The organism is Cytobacillus firmus (assembly GCF_023715565.1).
Classification (GTDB): Bacteria; Bacillota; Bacilli; order Bacillales; family Cytobacillaceae; genus Cytobacillus; species Cytobacillus firmus_C.
This window is the reverse complement of the sequence record NZ_JAMBOJ010000007.1, coordinates 87,565-104,293: the sequence shown is the minus strand read 5'-3', so window position 1 is coordinate 104,293 and position 16,729 is coordinate 87,565. Positions and strand designations below refer to the sequence as shown.

General features: G+C 41.2%; 14 protein-coding genes. 1 reads left to right on the top strand and 13 read right to left on the bottom strand.

The features are described from left to right. Positions 1–142 precede the first annotated feature (142 nt). The 6 genes from M3205_RS04425 to ku all read right to left on the bottom strand — a co-directional run bounded on the left by M3205_RS04425 (position 143) and on the right by ku (position 6,852). Entirely contained in the window at positions 143–1,807 is a 1,665-nt protein-coding gene (locus tag M3205_RS04425; protein ID WP_251168828.1) for a glycerol-3-phosphate dehydrogenase/oxidase, read from the bottom strand. Positions 1,808–2,068: 261 nt separating this feature from the next. Then, positions 2,069–3,559: a glycerol kinase GlpK gene (gene glpK, locus M3205_RS04420; protein ID WP_251168827.1), complete on the bottom strand. Its 1,491-nt coding sequence runs from the start codon at positions 3,557–3,559 to the stop codon at positions 2,069–2,071. Positions 3,560–3,594: 35 nt separating this feature from the next. Next, positions 3,595–4,419 (bottom strand): MIP/aquaporin family protein, encoded by an 825-nt coding sequence (locus M3205_RS04415; RefSeq protein ID WP_251168826.1) that lies wholly within the window; start codon positions 4,417–4,419, stop codon positions 3,595–3,597. A gap of 173 nt (positions 4,420–4,592) precedes the next feature. Next, complete coding sequence (locus M3205_RS04410; protein ID WP_251168825.1) at positions 4,593–5,138, bottom strand: glycerol-3-phosphate responsive antiterminator; 546 nt, start codon at positions 5,136–5,138, stop codon at positions 4,593–4,595. Between the two features lie 65 nt (positions 5,139–5,203). After that, positions 5,204–5,863 carry a phosphatase PAP2 family protein gene (locus tag M3205_RS04405; RefSeq protein WP_251168824.1) on the bottom strand — a complete coding sequence of 220 codons (660 nt, stop codon included), beginning with the start codon at positions 5,861–5,863 and terminating at the stop codon, positions 5,204–5,206. A gap of 134 nt (positions 5,864–5,997) precedes the next feature. Continuing rightward, positions 5,998–6,852 carry a non-homologous end joining protein Ku gene (gene ku, locus M3205_RS04400; RefSeq protein WP_251168823.1) on the bottom strand — a complete coding sequence of 285 codons (855 nt, stop codon included), beginning with the start codon at positions 6,850–6,852 and terminating at the stop codon, positions 5,998–6,000. Between the two features lie 142 nt (positions 6,853–6,994). On the opposite strand from ku, the gene M3205_RS04395 reads away from it, so the two are divergent. Then, the gene (locus tag M3205_RS04395) at positions 6,995–8,833 is read left to right on the top strand and encodes a DNA ligase D (protein WP_251168822.1); all 1,839 of its coding nucleotides are present in this window, start codon (positions 6,995–6,997) and stop codon (positions 8,831–8,833) included. Positions 8,834–8,849: 16 nt separating this feature from the next. Here M3205_RS04395 and dapF read toward each other — a convergent pair whose 3' ends face one another. From dapF to ribD, 7 genes are all read right to left on the bottom strand, one after another. After that, positions 8,850–9,833: a diaminopimelate epimerase gene (gene dapF, locus M3205_RS04390; RefSeq protein WP_251168821.1), complete on the bottom strand. Its 984-nt coding sequence runs from the start codon at positions 9,831–9,833 to the stop codon at positions 8,850–8,852. A gap of 115 nt (positions 9,834–9,948) precedes the next feature. Then, entirely contained in the window at positions 9,949–11,193 is a 1,245-nt protein-coding gene (locus M3205_RS04385; protein ID WP_251168820.1) for an EAL and HDOD domain-containing protein, read from the bottom strand. Between the two features lie 456 nt (positions 11,194–11,649). Continuing rightward, positions 11,650–12,948 carry an NCS2 family permease gene (locus M3205_RS04380; RefSeq protein ID WP_251168819.1) on the bottom strand — a complete coding sequence of 433 codons (1,299 nt, stop codon included), beginning with the start codon at positions 12,946–12,948 and terminating at the stop codon, positions 11,650–11,652. A gap of 217 nt (positions 12,949–13,165) precedes the next feature. Further along, positions 13,166–13,642, bottom strand: coding sequence for a 6,7-dimethyl-8-ribityllumazine synthase (gene ribH, locus M3205_RS04375; RefSeq protein WP_251168818.1), 477 nt, complete (start codon positions 13,640–13,642; stop codon positions 13,166–13,168). Positions 13,643–13,655: 13 nt separating this feature from the next. Next, positions 13,656–14,849 (bottom strand): bifunctional 3,4-dihydroxy-2-butanone-4-phosphate synthase/GTP cyclohydrolase II, encoded by a 1,194-nt coding sequence (locus M3205_RS04370; protein ID WP_251168817.1) that lies wholly within the window; start codon positions 14,847–14,849, stop codon positions 13,656–13,658. A 25-nt stretch (positions 14,850–14,874) separates the two neighbouring features. Continuing rightward, positions 14,875–15,528, bottom strand: coding sequence for a riboflavin synthase (gene ribE / locus M3205_RS04365; RefSeq protein ID WP_251168816.1), 654 nt, complete (start codon positions 15,526–15,528; stop codon positions 14,875–14,877). Next, positions 15,528–16,625 carry a bifunctional diaminohydroxyphosphoribosylaminopyrimidine deaminase/5-amino-6-(5-phosphoribosylamino)uracil reductase RibD gene (gene ribD / locus M3205_RS04360; protein WP_251168815.1) on the bottom strand — a complete coding sequence of 366 codons (1,098 nt, stop codon included), beginning with the start codon at positions 16,623–16,625 and terminating at the stop codon, positions 15,528–15,530. The genes ribE and ribD overlap by 1 nt, the downstream gene beginning before the upstream one ends. Positions 16,626–16,729 lie beyond the last annotated feature (104 nt).

The following is a 16,729-nucleotide window of genomic DNA, read 5'->3' as shown; positions in this document are numbered from 1 at the left end:
CCCGTTGAATTGGATTATGTTTAGAAAGCATATTAATCACCTCAAGCATTGTATTACTTCTATTTTAAATCAAAAAAGACTCCCGACAAGTACGATTTTCATCGAGTTTGTCGACAGTCTGAAACTCTCCGTCCGGAGAGTTTTATTCCTGATCAGCAGGCTCTATCGCAAATTTTAGTTCCTCGTTCAGCTGGTTCTCAAAATTTCTTTCTTCAGCTTTATCCCATTTAAACGCATCAGCCATGTATGAAATTACTTGCCTTTGATAATTTTTTACTGTTTCGATATCAAAAAGCATCGCTCCTGTTCTGCGGTTGAAAAAGTCAACAGGAGTTGCAGCCATTTCATGTTTAATTGCATATTTCAATTTTGCCCACAATACAATCGGCAGACCATAATTCTCAGCTTCAGTTCTTTCCTCTTCAATCATATTAAAAATGATGCCAACATTAGAACCATACATATTAACAAGGTGTTTGGACTCTTCGGCTGATAAACCGATACTTGTTCCTTTTTCAGTTTGAAACCCAATGAATTCACGGAATTTGGAGGATCCCCCTACATTCCCTCCAGAAATAGGCAATGTTTTTGTAATACTGCTGCTAAATGTCCTATTCGTTTCCTGCTTGAATTTTTCAGCAAGCATATCAACAATGGTTTCGGCCATTTTCCGATAACCGGTCAGTTTCCCGCCGGCAATTGTCAGCAAACCAGTATCTGACTCCCAAATTTCATCTTTACGTGATATTTCGGAAGGGTCTTTTCCTTCTTCCCAAATAAGCGGACGAACACCGGCCCAGCTTGATTCAATATCATTCTCCGTCATTTTGACAGAAGGAAACATAAAGTTAATGGCGTTTATGATGTATGATCTGTCACTTGCAGTCATTCTTGGATTCACTGGGTCTGAATCATAGAAGGTATCGGTTGTCCCCACATATGTTTTTCCGTTTCTAGGTATGGCAAATACCATCCTTTTGTCTGGAGTATCGAAATACACAGCCTGTTTTAACGGGAATTTGGATTGGTCAATTACCAAATGAACACCTTTAGTCATACGCAGGGTCTTCCCTTTTTTAGAACCGTCTTTCTCACGAATGGAATCAACCCATGGACCAGCAGCGTTGATGACTTTTTTCGCTTTGATTTCATGAACCTCGCCAGTTAGCTGATCAGCAGCAGCTGCTCCGCATACTTTACCTTGTTCGTCATATAAAAGGTTCTCGACCTTCAAATAGTTAACTGGAAGGGCGCCTTTTTCTGCAGCAGCTTTCATTACCTCTATCGTTAGACGGGCATCATCTGTGCGGTATTCCACATAGTAGCCACCGCCTTTTAATCCATCTTTTTTTATAAGCGGTTCTTTTGATAATGTTTCCGGGACACTGAGCATACTTCTGCGTTCAGATTTTCTGACGCCTGCAAGAAAATCGTAAACTCTAAGACCGATAGATGTTGAGAACTTTCCAAAAGTGCCTCCTTTATGCATTGGAAGCAGCATCCACTCAGGTGTAGTTACATGTGGTCCATTTTCATATACAATCGCCCGCTCTTTTCCTACTTCAGCTACCATTTTAACTTCGAATTGCTTAAGATATCTTAATCCTCCGTGAACCAGTTTGGTTGAACGGCTGGAGGTACCCGCTGCAAAATCCTGCATTTCAACGAGAGCCGTTTTCATTCCCCGTGTTGCCGCATCCAATGCAATCCCGGCTCCGGTTATGCCGCCGCCAATAATCAGAACATCAAATTCTTCCGATGTAAGTGTATTTATCATGTCATTGCGATTTAAATTAGAAAATGTCATTTACTGTATCCTCCTTATTGAATAGGCTAGTAGTTGTAACCTACCCTTTTAGAGCAGGGAAATAGAAAAGCGTAAGCGCCTTTCCCACCCCTATCACCTCGAGGGGCTAAGCGCTGTAGCTAGACGTAAAAAGAGACCACAAAATACATTATCTATAAGACGATAATGATTTTGTGGTCTCTCCGCATCTCCTGCCGAACTATTAACTTAAGATCATTATAACATAAAAAATATGATTTGTGTAAAAAAACTTGCGTCTGATTATTTAAACGCAATGGCTGCCTTTACAGCCTTTTTCCATCCCTGATAAAGATTTTCACGCACTTGGTCATCCATCGATGGACAGTATGATTGGTCAATTGCCCACTGCTCAGCAATTTCCTCCTGAGATTTCCAGAATCCAACAGCCAATCCAGCAAGATAAGCTGCTCCAAGAGCGGTAGTTTCATTAATTACCGGCCTCTGAACCGGAACATCCAAAATATCTGATTGGAACTCCATCAGGAAATTATTCTTCACGGCACCCCCATCAGCTCTAAGTGTCTTAAGTTCAATGCCAGAGTCAGCTTCCATCGCAGAGAGGACATCTTTTGTCTGATATGCCAGCGCCTCGAGTGTCGCACGAATAAAATGCTCCTTGGACGTGCCGCGTGTTACACCGAATACTGCTCCCCTTACATCACTATCCCAATACGGAGTCCCAAGGCCTACGAAAGCCGGAACTACATAAACTCCATCTGTCGAGTTCACTTTTTTGGCATAGCTTTCACTATCCTTTGCATCTTTAAGCATTCTCATCCCATCTCTGAGCCATTGAATAGCAGAGCCCGCAACGAAAATGCTGCCCTCCAATGCATATTCAATTTTCCCTTCAAGTCCCCACGCAATGGTCGTTAGAAGTCCATGCTCAGACTGCACAGCTTTTTCACCCGTATTCATAAGCATGAAACAGCCGGTGCCGTAAGTGTTTTTAGCCATCCCTTTCTCAAAACATGCTTGTCCGAACAGCGCAGCCTGCTGATCCCCGGCCGCCCCGGCGATCGGTACTTCTTTCCCGAAAAAGTGATAGTCAATGGTTTTAGCATACACTTCAGAAGATGGCTTTACTTCAGGAAGCATCGTTTTCGGAACTCCAAGGATGTCCAGCAGCTCATCATCCCATTTAAGTTCGTGGATATTAAACATTAATGTGCGGGAGGCGTTTGAGTAATCGGTCACATGAGCATTCCCTCCAGATAGCTTCCAGATCAGCCATGTATCAATGGTTCCAAACAATAATTTTCCCTGTTCCGCCTTTTCCCTTGCTCCTTCCACATGATCCAAGATCCATTTAACCTTTGTTCCTGAGAAATAGGCATCAATTAATAGGCCGGTTTTTTTTCTGAACAGGCCGTTATAGCCCTTTCCCTTCAAGTCATCACAAACTTCACTGGTCTGCCTTGACTGCCATACAATCGCATTATAAATAGGTGTTCCCGTATCTTTATCCCAAACAACAGTTGTTTCCCTCTGGTTTGTGATACCAATGCCGGCAATTTGCTCAGGCTTTATGCCGGATTCTGAAAACACACCTGCAATTACCGATAAAATTGAACCCCAAATTTCATTAGCATTATGTTCAACCCAGCCAGGTTTTGGAAAATACTGTGTAAACTCTTTTTGTGCAGTGTGCACAATTTCACCTTTTTTATTAAACAGAATAGCTCGAGAACTTGTAGTCCCCTGATCTAATGATAAAATATATTTTTCCATAATGGTCTCCTCCCAATCTCGTTCAATACTCTTATTTATGCAGCCACTTTAGAAGAATCAGCTTCACCGGGCTGTTTTTTGCCAAAAATATACGAAAGAATTAATACTATTATATTAACACCCAGCACTGTCCAAACAATACCTGAATCTTTGCCATCGAACATTACTTGATAGAATGCTGAGCCCAATAATCCCCCAAGGATTGGCCCTGCTACCGGGATCCAAGCATATCCCCAGTTCGATTTCCCTTTGCCAGCAATGGGAAGAAGGAAATGAGCAATGCGCGGTCCCAAATCACGGGCCGGATTAATTGCATAGCCGGTTGTCCCTCCAAGCGACATGCCAATAACAACGATGAGAAGGCCAACAGCAATCGGATTTAGTCCTTCAGTAAATTGATTTGCTCCTATAAACATTAAACCCAATACAAGAATGAACGTCCCGATTATTTCACTCAATAAATTTGAAAAAGTATGTGGAATGGCAGGACTAGTTGAGAAAACAGCAAGCTTTGCTCCCTGGTCCTCTGTTTCTTTCCAGTGCGGCAGATAGTGAAGAAATACAATTACCCCTCCAAGGAACCCGCCGAGAACCTGGGCGAGAATATACCCGGGCACATCTTGCCATGGGAAATCACCGCTAAGCGCAAATCCTATGGTGACAGCAGGGTTCAAATGACCGCCGCTGATCGATCCTACAGCAAAAACCCCCATCGTTACAGCAAGCCCCCAGGCAATCGTAATAACAATCCACCCTCCATTGAAAGAGAAAGTCTTTTTTAAATTCGCTCCGGCAATAACTCCTCCTCCAAAAACAATCAAGATCATCGTTCCAATTGCTTCTCCCATAAATGCAGACATATGAAAATCTCCTTTCGATTTTGACTCATCGGACAAAAAAAGGAGATCCACGACAGATTAAGCCTAAAAAAGGCTAAACTGTGTGAATCTCCTAATCTCCGACACCTTGAATTAACTTGTTAGTCCTAGTATACAAATCTATGAAAACGTTGTCAAACAATACCCTAACATCTTCATGAAAACCTCTCCCATATTTCAATTTTTGAGGTTGTTATAGCAACCGCGCCTGCATCAAGTGCATTCTTCACTTCTTCTTCAGAACGGATGAGTCCTCCTGCAAAAATAGGGGTATTCAAACGCTCATTAACTTCTTTTATCATCCATGGCATGGCTCCCGGCAAAACTTCTATATAGTTAGGCCTCGTTTTCTCGATTAATTTATAACTCTTTTCAAGTGCGTGCGAATCGATTAGGAAAATCCTCTGGACTGCAATCACTCCCTTTTGCTTTGCTTTCAGGATGACGCTGGATTTAGTAGAAATTAACCCGTACGGCTTGTATTCCTGGCAGATAAATTCAACGGCATAGTCGTCGCTTTTTAAGCCATGAATCAGGTCAACATGATAAATCATTTTTTTGTTATGTGCTTTAGCCATTTGTGAAACATGTTTCAGCTGTGAAATATGCATATCGAGAAATACACCAATTTCATAAGGACTCTTCAGGAACTTTTCAAATTCTTTCATATTGGATGATGCCGGTAAGATTTTCTGTTTCATACTTCCCACTCCTGTTTCTGTTATTTCCCTATGTTATTAAGAAAGTGCATATTTCTCAATACCCATTATAAATTTTTTCGGTACTCATAATAACGGAAGCCAATAATCATGATGGTCAGCCAGGCACCCCCGGCTGCAAAACCAGCAATTACATCACTTGGAAAGTGAACACCTAAATATATGCGGCTTAGTCCAATCATCAGGATAAAGCAGCCAAGCACCACTGTCCATACAGCTTTCCAGCGCTTTCTTTTTGCCAGATGGATAATCATATAGGAAAGTGAGCCGTAAAAAATAAATGATCCCATAGAATGTCCGCTCGGAAAACTGAAGCCCTGCTCTGCAATCAGAGGTCTTATATCAGGACGTTCTCTTTTAAAAATCCACTTCAACAGCAGGTTAAAAAGTGCTCCGAGACCTGATGAAAGAACCATAAACCATGCAAGTGATCTCTTTTTAAACAGGAATAAAAGCAGCATTGCTGCAATTACGGAAAAAGCGAGCCACTTAACCGACCCCAAAAAAGTAACTACACTCATATACTCTGTGAGCCGGGGAGAAATAAATGCCTGTACATAGTGGATCACAGACTCATCAAAATGAATAAGCTCCTCTTCCTTCAGTTCATCCACTATTTCGATAAATAGCAGCAAAAATCCGCCTATAATAGTGGCCGCCAGGGCTAGGTATATTATGTTTTTACGTGTCATATTTCTCCAGTTCATTCACTCATATCCTTTTTAGTATAAGAATTACCACAAAGTATCATAAACGGAACATTTTTTTTCGGACAAGCGGGAGCCGTATCCTTCGCACAGTAAAAAACCAAACCTGCATCAGCAAATTCGGTTTCGGTTCATCAAGCTTGCTTTTTAGCCTTTGCTTTTGTTGAAGCACGTTTCTTTTTAGCTGCAGGTTTTTTCTTTGGTTCAGCATCAGCAGGCTTCGTTTTATCAATGGATGCCTGAAGGGCAGCCATAAGATCGGTAACATTTGCGGCAGGCTTTTTTTCAACAGGTGTGACGATATCTTTGCCAGTCCGTTTTGCTTCGATAAGTTCCAAAAGGGCGGTTCGGTAATCATCATTATATTTTTCAGGTTTAAATTCTGTGGTTAATTGATCAATCAGCATAATGGCCGTATCGAGTTCCTTATCTGTCACTTTGTCTTCAGCAGGCACATTTGGCACATCCGCTGCCTTGCGTACTTCATCAGGGTAATGGATTGTCTCCATGACAAGAGTGTTATCATAGACACGGACAACAGCCAGCTGTTCTTTGGAGCGGATAACGATCTTTGCCAAACCTACTTTTTCAGACGTCTCGAGCGCTTTTCTCAAAAGGGAGTAAGCTTTCCCTCCCCCGTCCCCTGGAGACATATAATAAGTGCGATTGTAATAAATCGGATCAATTTCCTGTATTTTTACAAAGTCCATAATTTCAACCGCTTTATCATCATTTTCTTGTTTAAGCTTTTCTAAATCATCATCATCTAATACGACAAATTTTCCTTTTGTGTATTCATAAGCTTTTACGATATCCTCGTTCTTAATTTCCTTTTCACAAACAGGGCATGTTTTCTCATACTTAATTGGCGAATGACATTCCTTATGAATATTTCTCAGCTTAATATCTTTATCTTCTGTCGCCGAATGCAGCTTAATTGGTATATTTACCAGCCCAAAACTGATGCTTCCTTTCCACATTGTATGCATAGTCAGACTCCCATTCTTTTTGATGTATTACTCCTAATTTGTGTATTAATAAAATCGGAAATACGCTAAAAGAATTGGAAACTGAGTAGTTTTAGCGGCAAATGCCAAAACTATAATGATGATTGCAAAGGAGGCCAAATGAATGAGACCTATGCTTCCTACATTAACTTTCGATGTTCCGAATGAGAAAGAATGGGTGTTTGAAGCAAAATATGATGGTTTTAGAGCGATTCTGCATTGGGAAAAGGAACCCAGACTGACAAGCAGAAACGATAAACCTTTATTAAATCTTTTCCCGGAGATTAAGGCTTTTATGGAAAAGCACAAAGATAAATTTGAACAATATCTTCCCCTTATATTAGATGGAGAGGTGGTCTTGCTGGAAAATGCCTATAAAGCTCATTTTGGGTCGATTCAGGTAAGGGGGAGAATGAGAGCTGAAAAAAAGATTCGTGAGAAAGCTAAAACATCTCCCTGCCGTTTTCTTGTTTTTGACATTTTGATGATTAATGGCAGAAAAATTGCCGATAAAGAGTACTCTGCCAGAAAAACAGAGCTTGAAGCGTTGTTTAAAAGCTGTGATTTGCCCTTAGAACCTGATGAGAAGGACTCCAGGCTGATACAATTAATTCCTCCATATCCAAGTTTTAAGGAGCTTTGGGAAAAAATCGTTCTTCATGATGGTGAAGGAATTGTGGCCAAGCAGATGAAGAATAAATGGGAAGAAGGAAAGAGATCCTCTTTATGGCTTAAATTCAAAAACTGGAAATACGTTTCCTGCTTTATCACCGCTTATGAAAAATCTAATGGATACTTCTATGCCGGTGTTTATCAAGGGGATGCTATCATAGGAATCGGACAGTTTCTTTTTGGCTTGAAGCCTGATGAAAAACAAGCCTTATTTCAAATTATTAAAGAAAATAAGGCTGATGAAAACAGCCAATTCATATATGTAGAACCTGCAATTTGTGTGGATGTTAAATACCTCGAGATCTATGAGGAGCAAATGCGGGAGCCGCACTTTCACAAGTTTCGTTTCGACTTGAAGCCTGATGCCTGCACATATGAACAATTTTTACAGCAGCAGAAAAACCTGCCTCGCGAGATAGAAATCACGCATCCGGAAAAACCATTATGGGAAATGCCGGCTATCCAAAAGATTGATTACATTCATTTTTTAAGAGGAATTGCACCTTATATGTTGCCTTTTTTAAAAAACAGGCTTTTAACCGTTATCCGCTACCCCCATGGGATTTTTGGCGAACCCTTCTACCAGAAAAATTGCCCGGAATACGCACCGGATTTTGTCGAAACAGAAATGTCAGAAGGTATCGATTATATAGTCTGCAATCATTTAAAAACACTGCTGTGGCTTGGCAACCAGCTTGCTTTTGAATTTCATATACCGTTCAAAACACTGGAAAGCTCCGGACCAAGTGAAATCGTTTTTGATCTGGATCCGCCATCCCGGGACGCTTTTCCCCTAGCCATTAAAGCAGCTATTTACATTAAAGAGGTGCTTGATCAGCTAAAATTAATTAGTTTCGTTAAAACATCAGGCAATAAAGGATTGCAGGTTTATATTCCTTTGCCGGAAAATACTTATACCTTTGATGATACACGGCAGTTCACAGAATTCATTGCCCAGTATCTCCTAAACAAAGACCCGGATTCCTTTACAATAGAAAGATTAAAGAAAAACCGGGGCGGAAGGCTTTATGTAGATTATATCCAACATGCAGAAGGAAAGACGATTATAGCCCCCTATTCACCCAGAGGAAATGAAACGGCTACGGTTGCTGCTCCGCTGTTTTGGGAGGAAGTTGGCGATAAGCTGTCCATGGAAAGATTTCAAATAACCAATATGGTCAAAAGAATCAACAGCGATGGCGATCCTTTTAACACGTACTTTCAAACAAAGAAAATTCAGCCTTTTTCACCAGTGCTGGACTTTTTAAAGCAGAACAATAAAAAAGGATAAGGCCCCATGCCTTATCCTACAACCACTCTTTAAGTACTGCTTGAGCATATTCCTGAAGTTTAGCATACTGCTTAATTTCTCCAGTATATTCCTCTTTAGGGGAAAGGGAAAACTCTGCAGGGTTTTCCCTGTTGATCTCTGCATCACAGCGGTAAACATAGCTGGCATTTCCAATTAAGTCAATTGTTTGCCTGCCATTCTTTTCATGGACTACACAGCGCACTTTTCCACCATTATTATAAACTTCTACAGGCTCTTCAATTTTATTCAGCCCATTCATGCAAGTGACAAGTGTCGAAGCGGACATGGCCGTGCCGCAAGCATTGGTAAATCCAACTCCCCGTTCAAATGTCCTGACATAAATTTGTCCTTTTTTTAACGGCTTCACAAAGCTGACATTAACTCCATCAGGAAAGAATTCATTCGGTCCGTTCAGAAATTCGCTAATGTTTTTTTGAAGGTCAGATGTTATTTGTTCTTTCTCCACTAAAGAAACAAAATGGGGATTAGGGACTGCTAAGGCTGTGAATTCTAATTCCTCTGATATTCCGCTTACTTTTTCATTAATGACAGTATCTTTATCAAGAACTAAAGGAAGATCCTTCAAGTCGAATGAAACAGGAGAGATTTCAACAAGATAAGTCGGAATGTCCTCAAAGATATCTTCTTGCTTTTTCACCTGTAAATCAGCTTTCATGGTCTCAATGATAGCTTCTTTCAGCCCAAGAAGTTCACAAACATAACGGGCAACGCATCGCAATCCATTCCCGCACATTGAGGCTTCGGATCCATCCGGATTAAAAACACGCATCCTGGCATCTGCTTTATCGCTTTTTAATATGAATAGAATTCCATCTGAACCCAGCTCAGTTCTGCGGTCACATATGGCTCTGGCTAGGTTCGCACGATTCTCTTCTGTAAACTGATACGTATTAGATATCTCATCTATAATAAAGAAATCATTTCCTGATCCATGACATTTCAATAGTTCAATCTTCAATGTAATACCTCCAGACCAATAGTAATTCAACATATAGATAAGAGTGCCATAAAAGCTTTTATTATTCAATAATGATTTCTTTTTATATAGACTCAAAGATTATAATACTGCACCTTTAACTTATAGTCTTTTCAGGGTTAAGCAGCTGACTGGACCAGGCTAATGCTTCAGAATAAATCTTAAAAATGTTTTTTTGATCTACTAACAGCTTATCGCACACTTCACTGATTCTGCTCCATTGTGCTTTCTCTACTGCAACAGCAAGATCAAGTATTTCTTTAAGATTATTATTTTTCCCGCGGAGCGCTTCACAAATATCATCCTGCAGGGGAAGCTCATTTATAATTTGGTTCATCGGGATCTTGAGTAATGAATCCATTAATGAAAACATTCCTGTCATAAAATAACTTGACGAAACGCTTTTCCCGGTCTTAAGTCTGCCAATTTCCTCACACATTTTTGCACGAATCATTGATAACCTGATGGTTTCTTCACCCATTTGAGAATTCCCAACGATGTTTTCCCTTACTGCCAATACATAGATCCACTTTTCGAGTTCTATCAGTCCAAGCAGAACGATGGCCTGCCGGATGGAATTTATCTTTTGCTTAGGACGGTAAGCCGGTGAGTTTATTAGTCTCAGCAATTTATAAGAAAGTGATATGTCACGTTCTATTAATTCAGTTATGCGGTCAAGACTGGGCTCCTCTTTTGACAGGTTTTGGATCATTTCATAATAGGATTGAAAATATGCCGGTACATCATGTGTAGACATAATGACAGGCTTTGAAAAAAAATAACCCTGAAAATAATCATATCCCTTGCTTTTCGCTTCCTCATATTCCTCTCTGGTCTCAACCTTTTCAGCTACTGTTTTGATCCTTAGCTGACTAACAAGAAATTCTATTTTTTCCCGCATCTCCTTTGGGGTGTTAAGAAAATCCACTTTGATGATGTCTGCATATTTCAGCAATTGCCTTGCAAAGGGATTGGTTTCATTGAAAACATAATCATCCAGCGCAATCTGATAGCCAAGCTCCTTTAAGTCTTTGCATATCCTGACAAGTTCCGCGCTCGGCTCTACCGTTTCAAGAATTTCGACAACAATTTCCCGGGGCCTAAAATAGGCAGGCACCCTCAGCTTAAGCAATTTTTCCGTAAAATTTATAAAACATGGCTTCCCATCAGATAGCTGATCAATTCCTATATTTAAGAAACTATTAATGATAACCTCAGCTGTAGCCTGATCTTCATCTATGTCTGGGAACGCGTTCACATGATTGTTTCTATAAAGAAGTTCATAAGCGAATACTTCTTCCTTTGAGTTAAAAATCGGCTGTCTTGCTACAAACACTTCCATTAACATACCTCCGAAAACACCTATTACTATAGAACTATTTTAACTCAGGAAAATTATTACGCTTGTCGAAACTTGTTGAATGATTAGAATTTTTTTATTTTTTTACAAGATTCCCCTTTTTTATAAAGCTGTTTTCGCAAAGTTTGTGCTATTCATAATATATTTACTGAGTTGATTGGAGCGGAAGGTGCGAGATCCTCGAAAATGCATTCGCATTTTCTTCGTGCGGTGTTTACTCAAGGTAGCCTATTCAACGTCCTACGGGAGTAGTGGGACAAGTGAGACCCCACAGACGCGCAGCGTCGAGGATGCTCACCGCCCGCCCCGTGGTTCGCTGAGTATCCTCTCACTGCAATCAACGGACAACATTAATAAGCGAAAAACAACAATTTATACGAAGAGAGCCTTTTATAAAGAAAAAAGATGCCCCAATATAAGGACATCCCATAATCTATATTAACTAATCACATGAAAAACAAAGTTGAATAAAAACAAAGCAGCGATGACATATAAAGCAACTGAAACTTCCCTTGCTTTGCCTATAGAAATCTTTAAGATTGGATAAAGAATAAATCCGATGGCAATTCCGTCCGCAATACTGTAAGTGAAAGGAATCATAGCAATGATAAAGATAGCCGGAAAGCTTTCGCTCATATCCTTTAAATCAAGATTGCGGATGTTTTGCAGCATCAATCCGCCAATAATGATCAAAATAGGTGCAATCGCGCTGTTGGGGATCAGCTTAATAACAGGAATAAAGAATGCGGATAGCACAAACAACATCCCGGTTGTAACTGCTGTCAATCCAGTACGTCCTCCGGCAGCTATACTCGCTGCACTTTCAACTGTTGCTACAGTTGGACTTGTCCCAAAAACACCGGACAATAATGCTGAAACAGAATTTGCCTGGAAAGCACGCTTAAACTGTTCCGGCCTGTTAATAAAACCGACATGACCATGGACTAATCCGATGTTTTCAAATACCAGAACCATTGTCAAAGAAAAAATGGCAATCCAAAAAGTGACCGAAAGCAAATTATCAAATGACATCGCTCCAAATACTTCCATATAATCAGAGAGTGCGAAAGACTTTTCATTAGTCTTCTGTATATCTATCAGCCCAAAAGCCCATGCGATTAGCGTTCCTGCCACAACTGTAATTAAAAAGTTGCCAGGTACGTTACGCATGAATAAAATGATGGCCAAGAGGAACGTCAAGATGGTTGCAAGCACTTGCGGGTCGCCAAGCTCACCTAAAGCAATAATGGAGTTTGTCCCTTTTTCAACGATTCCGCCTTTTTCAAGTCCGATCAGCATCAGGAAAAGCCCCAGTCCCACTGTAATCGCTTCTTTAAGTGAATGGGGAATCGATTCACTTAAAGTCTTTGCAAATCGTGAAAATGCCACGAAAACAAAAATCAGACCGGATATGAAGACTACAGCTAATGCTTCCTGCCAGGTTAACCCCATGGACTGGACCATAGTATAGGAGAATAAAGCATTAATTCCCATGCCAGGCACAAGGAGGATCGGTACATTCGCCCAAAAACCCATAATCAAACAGCCAACCACCGATGTTATAATGGTTGCAAAAATAGCTGCTTCCAAAGGTATTCCTGCTTCAGAGAGAATTAGAGAGTTAACTGCAATAATGTAAACAATCGTAAAAAAGCCGATTGTTCCAGCCATAACCTCCCTTTTAACAGTTGTTCCATTTGAATTCAGCTGAAAAAGCCGGTTAAACCACTTATTCATATATACTACCTATCTATTCAATTAGCCCTCTCCCTACCCGCTCTCCCCGCATATAAAATACGGGTGAGCCACAAGCAGTATTCTATCAAAAAAAATTCATTCTGCCAACAGAAAGGTCAGACGTCTGCTCAGAAAAAAATCAGCGTGAAATCTCACGCCGATTTGAAATGCCGCACCTTATTTTTCCAACAGCCATACTTAATAAGATATGAAGCCTTTATTCACCATCTGTTAACTGTCTATACAGATTGCCCATTTCAATAGCACCAACAGCTGCTTCCCATCCTTTGTTTCCTGCTTTAGTGCCAGCACGCTCAATAGCTTGTTCAATCGTGTCAGTTGTCAGAACTCCAAAGATAACTGGGACGCCGCTCTGCAATGCTATACTTGAGACCCCTTTTGCCACTTCGCCACTGACATAATCAAAATGCGGAGTTTCTCCGCGGATTACTGTGCCAAGTGTAATAACTGCATCAAATTTTCCGGATTGGGATAGCTTTTTAGCTGCAAGAGGGATTTCGAATGCTCCTGGAACCCATACAACTGTCACATCGTCTTCACTCACTCCATGGCGCTTAAGTGCATCTTCCGCACCGCTTAAAAGTTTGCCCGTAATGAATTCATTAAAACGTGACACGACAATCGCCATTTTCAATCCAGTTCCTACTAAATGTCCTTCGATAACCTTTTTCATTTTTAATCGCTCCCTAAAATTGTAATAAATGCCCAAGTTTTGTTTTCTTTGTTTTTAAGTAATTCTCATTTTCAGACTTGGAAGGCATTTGAAGAGGAACCCGTTCGGCTACCTCCAGCCCATAGCCTCCTAATCCTGCAATCTTGCGGGGATTATTGGTTAAGAGGCGCATTTTTTTTACCCCCAGATCCCTTAGGATTTGTGCCCCTACTCCATAGTCTCGAAGATCGTCCTTAAATCCGAGCTTATGATTTGCCTCAACGGTATCATATCCCTCTTCCTGCAGCTTATAGGCCTTCAATTTATTAATCAGGCCGATGCCGCGTCCTTCCTGTCTCATGTATAGAAGAATTCCCCGGCCTTCTGCCTCAATCTGTGCCAGTGCTGCTTCAAGCTGGGGTCCACAATCACAGCGGTTAGACCCGAATACATCTCCGGTCAGGCACTCAGAATGAACACGAAGCAATACGGGTTCATTTTCATCAATTTCTCCTTTTACAAGAGCAACATGGTCTTTTCCATCGACAGTGTTTGTATAGCCGACTGCTCTAAAATCTCCAAATTCTGTTGGAAGCTGAATCTCCACTTCCCTTTTTACAATGGAGTCATGTTTCAATCGATACTCAATCAATTGTTGAATCGTGATCATTTTCAAGTTAAACTTTTCTGCCACTTTTTCGAGGTCATCCACGCGCGCCATTGTTCCATCATCTTTCATGATTTCACAGATAACCCCGGCAGGCGCAGCACCGGCGAGACGAGCCAGGTCGACTGCCGCTTCAGTATGGCCTGCCCTCCTAAGGACTCCCCCTTTTTTTGCAACTAGCGGAAAAACATGTCCCGGACGGGAGAAGTCAGAGGGCTTAGCGTCATCCTCAAGCATTTCTTTTATTGTGAAAGCACGCTCAAAAGCACTGATGCCTGTAGTGCTTTTCACATGATCAATACTGACTGTGAATGCTGTACCATGGCTATCAGTATTTACTTCCGCCATCGGGTTCAGTTCCAGTTTTTCAGCCAGCTCCTCACATATGGGTGTACAAATCAGGCCTCTGCCTTCTTTGGCCATAAAGTTGATGGTTTCCGGTTTCGTATATTCCGCGATTGCCAGGAAATCCCCTTCATTTTCCCTGTCTTCATCATCACAGACTATGATGACTTTTCCTGCTCTTAAATCTTCCAAAGCCTCATTTATTTCACTGAACATGGTTTATTGCCCCTCCTTTTGCTAATTACAAAAAGCCATTCTCCTTAAGGAATCCTTCTGATATTCCTTCTTTAGGCGGTGTGGTCTCCCGATGCCTGTTCATGAAGGAATATAGGTATTTGGCAAGCATATCAAACTCGAGATTGACAATGTCTCCAACTGTTTTGAATCCTAGTACCGTTTCACTCGCTGTGTGGGGAATGATCGAGACGGTAACGGAATTGTCTTCATTGCCGAATACAGTCAGGGAAATCCCATCCACAGCGACTGAACCTTTCATAATAAGTAAATGGCTTAAGGCAGCCGGCACAGATATTTGTATATAAATAGCATTTTCACTCGATGTCTTTTTGAGGATCTGACCAGTACCATCCACATGGCCTGTCACAAAATGCCCGCCAAATCGTCCATTTGCCGACATCGCCCTTTCCAGATTGACTTTTGTTCGTTCTTTAATTGCCGATAGCGAAGTGCTATTGAATGTTTCGGGCATGACATCTGCTGAAAATTCACTTTTTGCATATTCCGTAACCGTAAGACACACACCATTAACCGAAATGCTGTCCCCCAATTGGACATCTGATAAAACTTTTGAGGCCAGTATCGTCAGTTTCATCGCCTTGCCTTGCTGAACTACTTTTTTTACTGTTCCAAGCTCCTCAATAATCCCTGTAAACATTATTCCTTGGCCTCCCTCAGCGGTTTTGCGGTAATTCTAAGGTCTCCGCCAATCCTTTTGATTTCTGTGAATTCCAATACTGGGGAGTCTTTTACATATTCGGCACCATCCCCGCCAATAAATGGAATCGCCTTATTCCCTCCAATAATTTTTGGAGCCATATAGAGAATCATCTGCTGAAAGAAACCTTCTTTAATAAACGAGGCATGGATCTCAGACCCGCCTTCAACAAATAAAGTCATTATATTTCTTTCACCTAAATTTTTTAATACTTCTTTAATCGGCACCTCATTAGCAGGAAAAGAAAAAACTTCTGCATTATACGTCCTTATTTTCTCTGCTTTTGTCGAATCTATTTCACTGCCGGTAAAGATTATGGTCTTAACAGACTGGTCTCGGATGACATTTGCGTCAGCCGGAATTCTGAGATTTGTATCTAAAACAATTCGAATGGGATTTTTTCCGCCTTGGGGCAGCCTGGCGGTTAAAAGGGGATTATCGTGAATGATCGTATTTACACCTGTAAGTATTGCGTCATGTTCATGCCGTAGACGGTGTACATCTTGTCTGGATTCTGGAGAGGTAATCCATTTGCTGTCACCGGTTTTTGCAGCTGTTTTCCCATCAAACGATGAAGCTGCTTTAATGGTTACGTATGGTGTCTTTGTTTTTATAAAATGGAAAAATGGTTCGTTTAGGGTATCTGCTTCTTCTTTCAATAGACCGGTTACCACTTCAATACCAGCGTCCTGCATCCTTTCGATTCCTTCGCCTGAAACCAGAGGATTGGGATCTGCAGAAGCAATAAAAACCCTATTAATGCCAGAATTAATAATTAAGTCTGCGCATGGTGGAGTCCTGCCAAAATGACTGCACGGTTCAAGAGTGACATAAATATCAGCGCCTTTTACCGCTTCGCCAGCCGCAGCAATCGCATGGACTTCTGCATGGGGAGTTCCCGCTTTCAAGTGAGCACCCATCCCCAGTATTTCACCATTTTTAACAACAACCGCACCCACCTGCGGGTTAGGACTGGTTTGTCCTTTGGCTGCCGCTGCCAGACTGATGGCTAACTTCATATATTCCTGGTGGTTCAAATTATATGAATCCTCCTTTCCTTACAATTTCTCCAAATTAAGTATGAAACGGCAAAACCCCGTACACCAGCTAGGCGTAACGGGGCAAAAACACATGACGAAAT